Genomic DNA, 12,462 nt, shown 5'->3' with positions numbered 1-12,462 from the left:
GGCGCAGCCGTCGAGGTACTTCTGCCAGGCCCAGTCGTACTTGAACGGCACGAGCTGGTTGAGGTCGGCGCGGCAGTTGATCATGCGCTTTTCGTCGACCGCGACACGGGCCGAGGCGCCTTCGAGTTCAGCCAGGCCTTCGGCAACGTCCAGGGCATCGAGGGCCGCCTTGGCGCGGGCGATGGCAGCCGAGTCGGAAGCGGTCACGGCACGGGCCTCCTGGGCCGCGGCGCCACCGGCGCTGTCGAGGCGGTCCATGTTGGCTTCGGTGGCGTGGCCGGCGTTGGCGCCCTTGATGGCGGCTGCGCCTTCTTCCTTGTCGAATTCGTCCCAGCTGAGCATCGGATGTTCCTTGTGTGGGGGTGTGGGTAGGCCTGGTTCACTGCCTGTTTGTCAGGCAGGTAGACACGTGTTTGGAGCTCCCGTTCAACAGGATTCACGGCACAAGCAGGCATTGGAAAACCCTGGCGCTCCAGGGGGATGAGAGGTGCCGTAGGAGAAGCATGGCACATCATGTAGTGTTTTTATGTGAAGTTGGCACACTATATGGTGGTTTTTGCGGTCGGTCAATCCGCTGGGGCGCAACGCGCTGTTTCGTCGCAGCTTCTCGGTGAGGTGTCTAGAGGGCGGCTTTCAGGCGGCGGGTTTTGAACAGATGCAGGTAAACCGTGAGGTTGAGCAAGAGCACCAAGGCACCAAAGCCAAGCTGTATCGTCGGTGTCAGCCCGGCGGGGTAGATCAGCGGAATCAGGTAGTGCTCGATAAAGCCCTCGCCATAACCGCCTTGTCCGGCGGCCTGGCGAAAAAGGTTTTCCCAGCGGGTCAGCGGGCATTCCAGGTGAAAGACTTCGACAATCACACCCCAGGTCGCGGCGGGCAGGTGCAACCAGATCAACCGGCGCCATTTGAGCACCAGCAACCCGCCAAACAGCACGAACAAGATGAACAGCAGGTGAAACGACACCAGCCCGTCGGCCGCTATCCGGTAGAACATCTCGACTTCCTTTTCTGATCCATGACGTAAGTGCGGATATCCTACCCGGGTCGCTGGTCCGACCTCTACCGCGCGTTGGACTTGAGCGTTGCGAGGATGTCTTTCAGGCGCTGGGCCGTGGCTTCACTGCTGGTTTGCATGGGCGCGCGCAGTTCGTCACGAATCAACCCCTGAAGGGCGAGGGCGGTTTTCACCGGACCAGGGTTGGGCTCGACAAACAGGGCCTGGATCAGCGGCGTCAGTTGGAAAAATGTCGTCCTGGCAGCTGCGAGCTGCTGCTCCTGGATCTGCCGGTACAACTGGACGAACAACTCGGGATGGATATGCGCCGAAGCCGCAATTGCACCGGTTGCGCCGAGGCACATTGCATTGAACATCTGGTTGTCCTCGCCACACAGCACATCGACCAGGCCGCTGGCCAGCACCGCCAGGGTGTTGTTCAGGTTGCCGCCGCAGTCCTTGATGGCGACGATATTGTCATGGGCGACGATCCTGAGCAGGGTTGCCTGCTCGAAGCTCACCCCGGTGCGGTAGGGAATGTCGTAGACAATGATCGGCACGCTGGAGGCATCGGCGACAGTCTTGAAAAACGCTTCCAGGCCGGCCTGGGACGGGCGGATGTAATAGGGCGCAGGCACCAGCAGCCCGGCCAGGGGGCGCTTGAGTATCTCGCTCTGGAACTGCAGCAACTCGCTGAGGTTGTTGCCCGCCAGGCCCATTACCACCTTCTGTGGCGGGACCAGCTCCAGTACGGCATCCAGCACCGCCAGCTGTTCATGTTTGCCCAGTGCGGCGGCTTCCCCGGTGGTGCCACAGACCACGATGCCGTCGACGCCGCTGTCCAGCAGATGGCTGACCAGCCGCCGCAAGGCGACGAAGTCGATGGCCTGGTTCACGAACGGCGTAACGAGGGGGACCCAGATACCTTGAAACGATGACATGCACTTTCTCCTGATGGTTGACCGTGTCGTCACCGTCAGAAGCGTAGAAGGAAGTTGGCAGAAGAGGAGGGGTGACCCGTCGTCGCGCTCAATGTCCTGTCAGCTCATCTGACGGGACAGCGCGCCCCGGTCACATGAGCGACTGTTTCTTCGATTTAGGGGCAAACGCAACGCATGCCGGGGCCTTGGCATTCAAGCCAACGGCGACAGCAATGAGGTTGAGCGTTGCGCACATATTTGTTTACACCCTGGATCAGGCGTCCATTTTTAAAAGCTGGCGCCGGGTTTGTCAATTGCCGATGTCGATCGAGTGTGGCTCAGGCTTCGGCGCCCAGATGACTTTTCATCAGTTCCAGGTTTTCTTCGACCGAGTCGGCCATCATCATTTTGTCTGCCTCGACGGCAGCCAGGGCGGCGCGTTCGAACATCACCCGTTCATGGGCTCGAACCGCGGTTTTCCAGTCCTGGTCGTCCAGCAGCGCATCCGCCAGATCCACCGCATCGCGCAACGCCAGGTTGGCGCCTTCGCCGGCGGGTGGCATCAGGTGCGCGGCATCGCCCAGCAGGGTGACGCCGTCGCGGTGCTCCCAGCGATGACCGATCGGCAGCACATGAACCGGCCAGGGGCGTACAGGTTCGTCCGCTACGTGAAGCAGTTGCAGCAATGAGGCGTCCCAACCCTTGAAGTCTCGGAGCAGGTCGCTCCTGGTTTTTGCTTCGTGCGCTGTTACCTGCCGATGCAAGGCGGCATACACGCGGATATGGGCGTTTGCGTTGCGTTGGGCAAAGATTGTCTGGCGTTTGCCCTTGGCAATCAGCATGCCGCGCCCGACCCGTTGCGCGACCTCAGGATAACGGGCATCGGCGTCGGGGATCGACAGTTCATGCAAGGTGAGTCCGGTGAACGCGGGCTGTGTTGTCGAGACCAGAGCGCGCACCTTGGACCAGGCACCGTCGGCGCCGACCACCAGCTCAAAGCGCTGATTCAGACCGTTGTCGAAGCGCAGCTCGGTATAGCCGTCGTCCTGTTGTTCGGCTTCCCTGAGGGTGTGGCCCCAGCGCAAAGTGTCTTCCGGGATCGATTCCAGCAGCAGCTCCCTGAGCTGGCCGCGATCGATCTCGGGGCGGTCGCCGCTGGCAGCATCGGCTTTTTCCATCTGCAACGTACCGTGCTGGTCGAACAGCCGCAGGCCCTGGTCTTCGTAGCGGGCCAATTGCTGAAAGGTTTCGAACAACCCGCCCAGGCGCAGCGCGTATTGGCCGGTTTCCACGTGCAGGTCGAGCATGCCGCCCTGTGGCCGCTGCGAGATGGACTCATCACGCTCGAAGATCAGGAAAGGCACGCCTTTGAGGTACAGCATACGGGCGAGCATCAAGCCGCCGAGGCCGGCGCCGACGATGGCGATACGTGGAGTCGAGACCATGGTGTCATTCCAGAGCGCGGTTTGTCATAGGCACCTATGATGAATTAGCATAGGTGCCTATGACAAGGGGTCGTTAGATGAACAATTTAGATCTGAACCGGGTGCCGTCCTTCCTGATCAAGCGCGTGTCGCAGGAGTTGATCCGGCAGGCCGAGGTGCGTTTGCGCCCGCTGGGAATCGGCATGGCCAGCATGCCGGTGTTGGGTGCGCTGCAGCGGGGGGAAGCGCGGACCCAGGCTGAGCTCGCGCGTTTGCTGCAGGTCGAGCAGCCGTCGATGGCCCAGACCTTGGTTCGTCTGGAGCGGGATCAACTGATCCGCCGCCGGCCCGATCCGGAGCACAAGCGCGTTCAGATCGTGGAGTTGACCGAGCTGGCGCTGACCCGGATACCGCAGGCGAAAGAGATTCTGTGGGAGGGCAATATCAAGGCGCTGGCGGGTTTCAGTGATGAGGAGGTGGAGCGTTTTGTGGACTTTCTGCAGCGGGCCAATGCCAATTTGCGCGTTGATTCCTGAAGCCACTCACACGGGACGTACGGCGTGGGTACGTCTCGACAGGTCGGAAAACGCTCTAGGTTAAAAGGTAAGACCTTCCGCCAGACGTATGAGCATTTCCTCTACCTGACGGGTTCCCTGAATAGTCGACAGCATGGTCATGGGACTTTTCCCCGAGAAGTGTTCCTTGGGTTTGGACAACCAGCGCTTGGCTTTCTCATCATTGCCGAAAAGCGTATTCGCTATGGCGGTGATGCGAACCGCACGAAGCAATGGGTCGCTATCATTGATAGTCAGCCGCTGGTCCTTGGCTGTACGTGTCTTGAGGGGGGTGAGAGGAATGATGGGGACACCTCTTTTTATACGGCATTTATCGAATAGAGTCCGGTAAATGCCGGATAATTGAAAGTGCCAGTGCTTTCAGATTTGCGCTGATGGGGTCTCCATTGCCGCCGCCTCGATCACCAACTCCCGAAACCGCCGCAGTACCGACGAGCTATCGCCCACGCGGGTCGCCAGGTGCAGCGGTGCGATCAGTCCCGGACACTGTGACAGCGCGCGATAGGCAATCCCGTCGCCCCGCAGGCGCTGCATCGAGGCCGGGACGATGGAAACCCCCAGGCCGGCGGCGACCAGACTCAGGGTGGCGGCCATGCGTGGGGCTTCCTGAATCACCTGTGGGCTGAATCCCGCCTCGCGACACGCCACCAGAATGGCGTCGTAGAGCCCCAATCCCACCCGACGTCGATACAGCACAAAGGCTTCGCCGGCGAGCGCGGACAAGGGCAGGGGGACGCGGGTGTCCTGTGCCAGGGGATGATCCATCGGCAGTGCCAGCAACATCGGTTCGACCAGAATCGGCTCGGCCTGCAAGGTCGGTGTACCGCTCAAGGGCGAGCGCACGAAGGCGGCATCCAGGCGTTCGTGCACCAGCGCATCCATCAACTCCCCGGTGCCGGCTTCTTCCAGAATCACCGAAACGCCGGAAAACGCCTCGCGAAAGTGCCGCAGCACGCCCGGCACAAACGGGTGCAGCGCTGCCGAACTGGTGAAGCCGATACCAAGCCGCCCCTGTTCACCCCGGGCAGCGCGACGCACCACCTCGGTCACGCCCTCGGCCCGTGCCAAGACAGCACGGGCTTCTTCCAGCAACGCCAGGCCCGCGGTGGTCGGGCGAACACCCCGTGGCAGGCGTTCCATCAACGCCACGCCCATCTCGGCCTCCAGCTTCTGCAGCAGGCGGGTGAGGGGCGGTTGTTGCATATGCAGACGCTCCGCCGCCCGGGTGATATGACCTTCTTCAGCGATCACGACAAACGCATGCAAGCGACGCAGCTCTAACATTTCGATACCTTTTCAGTATGGCAGCTTGTCATTATTAGCATTTGTCATCATGGCGTGCAAAACCTACGCTTGTGCTCACTCCCCATGCACAAGAGGAAGCGTGATGACCTGGTCAGCCAAGCAATATTCGACATTTGAAGAAGAGCGCACCCGTCCCGTCCGCGATCTGGTGGCCGCCATTCCTACCGGCACGGTCGGCGTGGCTGTCGACCTGGGTTGCGGTCCGGGCAACTCCACCGAAGTCCTGGCCCAGCGTTTTCCCGAGGCGCGGGTCACCGGCATGGACAGCTCCGAGGATATGCTCGTCAGTGCTCGGGCGCGCTTGCCCGCGTTGAATTTCGAACTCGCCGATATCGCCACCTGGAACCCGGATCAAACCTTCGATGTGATCCTGGCCAATGCCTCTCTGCAATGGGTGCCGGATCACGCCACGCTCTATCCCCATCTGGTGAGCAAGTTGGCGGCTGGTGGCAGCCTGGCGGTGCAGACTCCGGACAATATGCAGGAGCCATCGCACCGGCTGGCGCGGGAAGTGGCCGCCAGCGGACCGTGGGCGGACAAGATCGCGACGGTTCGGCACCCGCCGCGGCACGACGCGAGTTTCTATTACGAACTGCTGCGTCCGCACTGCAGCCACGTGGATGTCTGGCGCACCACCTATCACCACCCGTTGGCCGGCGGTCATGCCGCCGTGGTGGAGTGGTTCAAGGGCTCGGCGCTACGGCCGTACCTGGCACCCTTGGATGAGGGGCAGAAAGCGGCGTTTCTGCAGGCTTACCTGACGGCGATCACCGGGGCCTACCCGGCGCTCGCCGATGGAACGGTGTTATTACCGTTTCCCAGGTTGTTCGTGGTCGCGACGCGCTGAAACCTGCTCAAGGGTCTCTGCTTGAGTCGATCAGGCATGCTGCAGCAGATACTCGCTCAGGGCCTGACGGGTCAGGTCATTGAGCGTCACCTTCTGGCGCGTCGCGGTCAACGCGGCGGCCAGATGGAGATCGTGACCCACGCGCACGTTGAATGAGCCCTTGCAGGGCATCTCGGGCGCCTGGTTCAACTGTTTGCAGGTGTCGAGGTAGTCGTCAACGGCCTCCTTGAACGCCGTTTCCAATTCCGCCACGGTTTGCCCCTCATAACTTACCAGCGCGCGAATGAACTGGAGCTTGCCGAACAGGCAGTTGTCCTCGACGCTGGCTTCGATGGAGCCGTAATAGCCTTTGTAATGCATCTGATTACTCACGAAATCAGTCCTCCTGAACGCAGGTGATCAATCACCTGACGCTTGATATAGGTTTTCAGCTCGTTGCCAGGATGAGGTTTGTGCAGGTTGATCGCTGCCTGCGGGTCGCCGTTGTCGAATTTGACCCGGCTACCTGGGCCTTCGAGCCGACGGTAACCAAAGTGACCCAATAGCGTCACCAGCTCCGTCCAGCTAAAGCTCGACCAGGGGTTGAGCAGTTTAGCGAGCAATTTTTCATTCTTGGACACCAAGCCTTCTTGCTGCAACTAAATATAGTTGCACTGATGTTGAGGGTCAAGACTGAAGGGTTTTGCCGGGGCGTTCAATAGGGGTTTCGGGCTTGCTTACGTTTCCCGAGGGATTTTGGGACGGGTCCTACAGGATCGATGTATTGGGCGCAGGAGGGCGATCTGTTTGCACCGGCTTGGCAGATACAAACAGATCGTTGTCGCGGGTTTAGCTCACTACGCGATAGCAAGGCACATAAGCCGCGCCACCGGGGAGCTTCATGCGGTGTTGTTCAACGAAGGCCTTGAGCAGCTTGTCCAGCGGCTGCATCACCGCCGCGTCGCCATGGATCTCGTAGGGGCCGTGCTCCTCGATCAGGCGGATGCCCTTGTCCTTGACGTTGCCGGCGACTATCCCGGAAAACGCCCGGCGCAGGTTGGCCGCCAGTTCGTGGGGGGGCAGGCTGCGGCTGAGGTTGAGGCTTGCCATGTTGGCGTGGGTCGGATCGAACGGGTGCTGGAAGCCGCCATCGATCTTCAGCAGCCAGTTGAAGTGGAAGGCGTCATTGCGTTCGCGGCGGAACTGTTTGACCGCCTTCAACCCGTGGGCCATCTGCCGGGCCACCTGGGCCGGGTTGTCGATGATGATTTCGTAGTGCTTCTGCGCTTTTTCACCCAGGGTCGCGACCACAAAGGCGTTCAGTTGCTGAAGGTAGGCTTCTGCACTGCGCGGGCCGGTCAGGATCACCGGGAACGGCAGTTCGCGGTTGTCCGGGTGCATCAGGATGCCGAGCAGGTAGAGGAATTCTTCGGCCGTACCGGCGCCGCCCGGGAAGATGATGATGCCGTGGCCCACCCGCACGAACGCCTCAAGGCGTTTCTCGATGTCGGGCATGATCACCAGCTCGTTGACGATCGGGTTCGGCGCCTCGGCGGCGATGATCCCCGGCTCGGTCAGGCCCAGGTAGCGGCCGGTGGTGATGCGTTGTTTGGCGTGGGAAATGGTCGCGCCTTTCATCGGCCCCTTCATCACCCCAGGACCGCAACCGGTGCAGACATCCAGACTGCGCAGGCCCAGTTCGTGGCCGACCTTCTTGGTGTACTGGTATTCCTCGGTGCTGATGGAGTGACCGCCCCAGCACACCACCATTTTCGGCTCCAGGCCGGGGCGCAGGGTGCGGGCGTTGCGCAGCAGGTGGAAAACGTAGTCGGTGATGCCCTGGGAGCTGTCCAGATCAATGCGCTGGCTCTCCAGTTCGTTTTCGGTGTAGACGATATCGCGCAGGGCACTGAAGAGCATTTCGCGGGTGCTGGCGATCATTTCGCCATCAACGAAGGCATCGGCCGGGGCGTTCAGCAGTTCCAGGCGGACCCCACGATCCTGCTGGTGAATACGGATCTCGAAATCCTTGTAGGCTTCGAGAATGGTCTTGGCATTGTCGACATGGGCGCCGGTGTTGAGGATGGCCAGGGCGCACTGGCGGAATAATGTGTAGATGCTGCCGGAGCCGGCTTCGCTCAGTTGCTGCACTTCACGTTGGGAAAGGGTTTCGAGGCTGCCCTTGGGGCTAACCGAGGCGTTGATTACCGATCGTTGGGTCATGCTTTATTCCATCAAGGCGATGTCGCCGGGCTGCTAAGGCGCCGGCTGCACCAGAAAGGCTTCGCGCGCACGCGTGTTCCTAGCATAGCTAAATCGGGCACCCAGGTGGTTGGTGCCGGTTGGCTCAGCTTGCAGGATTTTAACGCGTCGCGAAACCCGCAGGCGTATCGCCCATGTTCAGCTCAAGCTCCGCACACAGCCCTCCGCCATCACGATTGCTCAGGGTCAATGTGCCGCCCATGGCGGTTGCCAGTTGCTGGGCGATGGCCAGGCCCAGGCCGGTCCCACCGGTGCTGCGGTTGCGCGAGCTTTCCACGCGATAGAAGGGCTTGAGGACTTCTTCCAGTTCCGCCTGGGCTATACCCGGGCCGCGGTCCAGGACCAGGATCGACAGTCGTCGGTTTTTCTGGGGGGTGATGACGATCTGCGCGCTGCCGGCGAATTTCAGCGCGTTGTCCACCAGGTTGACCAATACGCGTCGCAGGGCATGGGGGCGGGTGTCGATCAGCCCGCCGTTCTTGCCGATCAGCTCCACGGCTTGACCGGTGTCCTGATAGTCGAATACCAGGCTGTCGAGAAAGGCGTCGAGGTCGATGCGGCAATTGGCTTCGGTGGCGCCATGCACGCTGCGGGCATAGGCCACGCCTTCACGCACCAGGTGTTCGATTTCGCCCAGGTCCTGCCAGAGCTTGTCCTTCTCGGTGGAGTCGTCCATGAACTCGGCCCGCAGCTTCATGCGCGTGATGGGGGTTTGCAGGTCATGGGAAATCGCCGCCAGCAGTTGCATGCGCTCCTTGAGATAGGCGGCGATACGCGCCTGCATGGCATTGAAGGCCGCCGCCGCGTGGGCCACTTCGGTCGGGCCGGTTTCGTCCAGGTGTACACCGTGGGTATTGGGGTCGAGGTTTTCCACGGCATGGGCCAGGCGGGTCAACGGGCGCACTGCAATCCGCACTGCCAGCCAGGCGCAGCCGAGCATCAGCAGCAACTGACCGAGCAGGACAAAGGGCAACCAGGGCGACATGGGCATGACCGATGGGGTGATGTCGAGAGTCACCGGACTGCCGTCACGCAGTTTCAGATGGGCCTGGAAGTGTTTGCGGGGGCCGGGAATGTCGCTGAAGGTCAGCGGGTAGTCACGCCCGATGGCCTCTTTGAGCGAGGGGACGGCGATCGGCACTTCATCCGGTTGCATGGGAATGCCGGGAACACCCTCGTTCAGCAGGTAGCGGTAGTTGTGCCGTTCAAGGCGTGGCAACCAGCTTTCGCGTTCGCTCGCCGGCAGGCGTTCAAGAATGGCGATGGAGGTCGAGACATCGGTTTCCAGGTTGCCGAGCATGGCGGTCTTGGCGCTCTGATAGCGCTCGTAGGACTGCGCGCCGAAGGACAGCGCCTGGGCGAGGATCAGCCCGGCGAGGAAGATCAGCGACAGACGTGAGCCCAGCGTGCGCGGCCAGAGCAGGACCGGTTTCATTGGGTTGCACCGAGGATTTCCACCGGCAGTGAGAACACATAACCCTCACTGCGCACGGTCTTGATATAGGCCGGCTCGCGGGCATCGTCCAGCAACCGTTGGCGCAGGCGGCTCACCAGCAGGTCGATGGAGCGGTCGAACAGATCGGCGTCGCGGCCCTGGGTAAGGTTGAGCAACTGGTCGCGGTTCAGGACCCGCTGTGGATGGTCGAGAAACACCCGCAACAGGCGATATTCGGCGCCGCTGAGGGCCACCAGGGTGCCGTTTTCATCCAGCAGGTGGCGGGCGCTGGTGTCGAGCTTCCAGCGCCCGAACCCCAGCAGTCGACCACTTTCGGTGACGATCAGGTTGGGTGGCAGCATCCGTGTGCGGCGCAGCACCGAGTTGATCCGGGCCAGCAGCTCGCGGGCGGCGAAGGGTTTGACCAGGTAATCGTCGGCGCCCATTTCGAGGCCGATGATGCGGTCGGTTTCGTCGCTGCGGGCGGTCAGCATCAGCACCGGCGTGGCCTTGTGCTTGCCGGCGCGCAGTTCACGGCACAGCAGCAGGCCGTCGTCGCCGGGCATCATGATGTCCAGCACGATCAGGTCCACCGGCGTGGTTTCGAGGAAGGTACGCATCTGCCGGCCATCGGCGACCACCGTGGTACGCAGGCCGTTCTTCTTGAGGTAGTTGCCCACCAGCTCTCTGATCTCGCGGTCATCGTCCACGATCAGGATGTGATCGACATGATCCATGGGGCCGGGCTCCGTCAATGTTGGTTTAGGGCACAGTCTAGCGAGGGCTGTGGCGGCTGGCATCGGGCCTTTGTATTGCAGTGTATCTGGCGGGCTACGGATACACAGGCATGCAAAAACGCCTGGCGATGGCGGAGCAAGGCTGGCCCTTGGCCGAGGGATTTGTATCGATCTGTATCTTGAGGCCCTTGGGACACTTGAGCTTTAACGGCGGCCGGTTCGCGACACATTCGGGATACCTCAAGGGCATTCAATGAACTCCATCGAGGCGATGCGGATCACCTCGACCTCACTGAACAACCCACCCTTGAACCGACAGGAATCGACCGTGAACAGCAAAGCCCTCTACGCCGCCTGCCTTTTTGCCGCCCTCAATATCTGCACTTTGTCGGCTCGTGCCGAATCCCAGGTGCAGCCTGAGACCTACACCTACGGCAGCCATCTGGATGTCCGCAAAGTACTGTCCATCACCGAGGGCGACGATGCCGCCTGCAGTATCGTCAACGCCCGGATGACCTACCTCGACTCCCAGAGCCGGGAGCACGTCCTCGACTACCGCAAGTTTTCCGATCACTGCAATGAAGGCAGCTGAATTACCGTCGTTTTTTTTCGCCCCTTGCCAGGCACTGTTTGCAGCGCCATGAAAAAGTAGCGCCCACGACAAGTGCCTTGGATTAATCAAGTTCGAGTATTTGAATGAGCTAAAAAAAGCCACCGCACAAAGTGCAGGGCACTCGGCGCAGTAGCTAAAACTTACCAAAGGGATGATGAAGTCGAGATGACTCAATAACTGTTCCGCGCAAGTGCCCGGAGAATAGTTGAGGCATAACGTTGCCATCGGCGCGAACAGTAGCATTGTCGCCGGATGATGGCTTATCAGCTGTATTGATAGTCATTATTGATACAAATCTGCGCAATTGTATCGGCAGCGACATCGGAGCGTCCGACGCCGAGCCTCGATATCCAGTGAATCCATCGGTCAGTCGCTGAAGTTGGCGTACTCGGCCCCCATACGGCCGTTGCGTTTGACCTTGTAGAGCAACTCATCGACTTTCTCGACAAAACCCAGTGCCGCTTCATCGACGGCGGGGCGTATGGTGCCGACTCCGAGGCTGAGACTCAGCAGCCCGGAAATCGCCGACTTCTCATGTTCGATCTGCTGCTGGCGAATCAGTTGCAGGCATTTATCCGCCACTTGCCGAGCCTTGTCCGCCGGTGTTTCGGGCAATAGCCAGATGAACTCTTCACCGCCGATCCGGGCAATAAAGTCCCGTGGCCGATTGGTCGCCTGGGACAGGGTCTGGGCCACTTGTCGCAGGGCCTCGTCACCCCTGATATGCCCGTAGTGGTCGTTGTACTGCTTGAAAAAGTCGATATCCAGGATAATCAGCGACAGCGGCAGTTGATTGCGCTGGGCATGTTCCCACTCCCGGGCGAGCACGGTGTCGAACATACGACGATTGGCAATACCGGTCAGGCCATCCTGGAACGAGTACTCCTCCAACTGCTTTTGCAGGCGGATCAGGTGTTCCTCGGTTTTCTTGCGTTCGCTGATATCGAACATGAAGCCGATCAGCGCCTCGACTTCGCCGTCCTTGCGCACCACATGCACCACATCGCGGATCCAGACGTATTCGCCGTCGCGGGTCAGCGCCCGGTAGTCGGCCTCGTGGTCGACGCCAGCCTTGGACTGCGACACACAGAAGTTCACCACATACTCCCGATCATCCGGGTGCATGCGTGACACCCAGTCATCGATCCCGACCCAACTGTCCGGTGTCCAGCCGAGCAGGGTCTCGATCTGCGGGCCGATGTAGCTGAAGGTCATGGTTTGCCAGTCGATTCGCCAGGGAATGGCCTTGGTCGATTCGAGCAGGGTTTTGTAGACGTCGCTATCGGTTTCGGTAGAAGGCGTGGCGCTCATGATCGATCAGGCTTCGCTGGCGGAGGTGGGCGCTAGAATGTTGCGCGCACGGCGGCTAAT

At 60.8% G+C, this 12,462-nt stretch carries 13 protein-coding genes and 2 pseudogenes; 3 read left to right on the top strand and 12 right to left on the bottom strand.

The window, feature by feature from the left end:
* From M5C71_RS06330 to M5C71_RS06315, 4 genes and pseudogenes are all read right to left on the bottom strand, one after another.
* Positions 1–342: pseudogene (locus M5C71_RS06330) on the bottom strand (ribonucleotide-diphosphate reductase subunit beta); the annotation flags it as partial.
* 277 nt (positions 343–619) lie between these two features.
* Complete coding sequence (locus M5C71_RS06325) at positions 620–994, bottom strand: DUF2784 domain-containing protein (RefSeq protein WP_103499180.1); 375 nt, start codon at positions 992–994, stop codon at positions 620–622.
* A 65-nt stretch (positions 995–1,059) separates the two neighbouring features.
* Positions 1,060–1,935, bottom strand: coding sequence for a 4-hydroxy-tetrahydrodipicolinate synthase (dapA, locus tag M5C71_RS06320; RefSeq protein WP_103499179.1), 876 nt, complete (start codon positions 1,933–1,935; stop codon positions 1,060–1,062).
* 317 nt (positions 1,936–2,252) lie between these two features.
* A complete protein-coding gene (locus M5C71_RS06315; protein WP_103499178.1) occupies positions 2,253–3,359 on the bottom strand; it encodes an NAD(P)/FAD-dependent oxidoreductase in 1,107 nt (368 codons plus the stop codon).
* Between the two features lie 77 nt (positions 3,360–3,436).
* On the opposite strand from M5C71_RS06315, the gene M5C71_RS06310 reads away from it, so the two are divergent.
* Positions 3,437–3,874, top strand: coding sequence for a MarR family transcriptional regulator (locus M5C71_RS06310; RefSeq protein ID WP_103499177.1), 438 nt, complete (start codon positions 3,437–3,439; stop codon positions 3,872–3,874).
* Between the two features lie 60 nt (positions 3,875–3,934).
* Here M5C71_RS06310 and M5C71_RS06305 read toward each other — a convergent pair.
* Positions 3,935–4,198, bottom strand: a pseudogene (locus M5C71_RS06305) (MbcA/ParS/Xre antitoxin family protein); the annotation flags it as partial.
* Positions 4,199–4,273: 75 nt separating this feature from the next.
* Positions 4,274–5,197, bottom strand: a complete 924-nt coding sequence (locus M5C71_RS06300) for a LysR family transcriptional regulator (protein WP_100943078.1) — start codon at positions 5,195–5,197, stop codon at positions 4,274–4,276.
* Positions 5,198–5,300: 103 nt separating this feature from the next.
* On the opposite strand from M5C71_RS06300, the gene tam reads away from it, so the two are divergent.
* Positions 5,301–6,065 carry a trans-aconitate 2-methyltransferase gene (gene tam, locus M5C71_RS06295; protein WP_103499175.1) on the top strand — a complete coding sequence of 255 codons (765 nt, stop codon included), beginning with the start codon at positions 5,301–5,303 and terminating at the stop codon, positions 6,063–6,065.
* Positions 6,066–6,095: 30 nt separating this feature from the next.
* Here the strand turns inward: tam and M5C71_RS06290 are convergent, their stop codons facing one another.
* The 5 genes from M5C71_RS06290 to M5C71_RS06270 all read right to left on the bottom strand — a co-directional run bounded on the left by M5C71_RS06290 (position 6,096) and on the right by M5C71_RS06270 (position 10,478).
* Entirely contained in the window at positions 6,096–6,437 is a 342-nt protein-coding gene (locus tag M5C71_RS06290; protein WP_103499174.1) for a type II toxin-antitoxin system HicB family antitoxin, read from the bottom strand.
* A complete protein-coding gene (locus M5C71_RS06285) occupies positions 6,434–6,685 on the bottom strand; it encodes a type II toxin-antitoxin system HicA family toxin (RefSeq protein WP_103499173.1) in 252 nt (83 codons plus the stop codon). Before M5C71_RS06285 ends, M5C71_RS06290 begins: the two co-directional genes overlap by 4 nt.
* Before the next feature lie 208 nt (positions 6,686–6,893).
* On the bottom strand, positions 6,894–8,267 hold the full coding sequence (ppnN, locus tag M5C71_RS06280) for a nucleotide 5'-monophosphate nucleosidase PpnN (protein WP_103499172.1): 1,374 nt from the start codon (positions 8,265–8,267) through the stop codon (positions 6,894–6,896).
* Between the two features lie 139 nt (positions 8,268–8,406).
* Positions 8,407–9,741, bottom strand: coding sequence for a HAMP domain-containing sensor histidine kinase (locus M5C71_RS06275; RefSeq protein ID WP_103499171.1), 1,335 nt, complete (start codon positions 9,739–9,741; stop codon positions 8,407–8,409).
* The gene (locus tag M5C71_RS06270; RefSeq protein ID WP_103499170.1) at positions 9,738–10,478 is read right to left on the bottom strand and encodes a response regulator; all 741 of its coding nucleotides are present in this window, start codon (positions 10,476–10,478) and stop codon (positions 9,738–9,740) included. The genes M5C71_RS06275 and M5C71_RS06270 overlap by 4 nt, the downstream gene beginning before the upstream one ends.
* A gap of 328 nt (positions 10,479–10,806) precedes the next feature.
* Here M5C71_RS06270 and M5C71_RS06265 point away from each other — a divergent pair, with 328 nt between their 5' ends.
* Entirely contained in the window at positions 10,807–11,070 is a 264-nt protein-coding gene (locus M5C71_RS06265; protein ID WP_103499182.1) for a DUF2790 domain-containing protein, read from the top strand.
* A 387-nt stretch (positions 11,071–11,457) separates the two neighbouring features.
* On the opposite strand, the gene M5C71_RS06260 is transcribed toward M5C71_RS06265, so the two are convergent.
* Positions 11,458–12,402 carry a sensor domain-containing diguanylate cyclase gene (locus M5C71_RS06260; protein ID WP_103499169.1) on the bottom strand — a complete coding sequence of 315 codons (945 nt, stop codon included), beginning with the start codon at positions 12,400–12,402 and terminating at the stop codon, positions 11,458–11,460.
* Positions 12,403–12,462 lie beyond the last annotated feature (60 nt).

Origin of the sequence: Pseudomonas sp. MWU12-2345 (assembly GCF_023242385.1) — a bacterium.
Lineage (GTDB): Bacteria > Pseudomonadota > Gammaproteobacteria > Pseudomonadales > Pseudomonadaceae > Aquipseudomonas > Aquipseudomonas gingeri_D.
The sequence above is the reverse complement of the archived record's forward strand: the minus strand, read 5'-3'. Positions and strand labels throughout refer to the sequence as shown.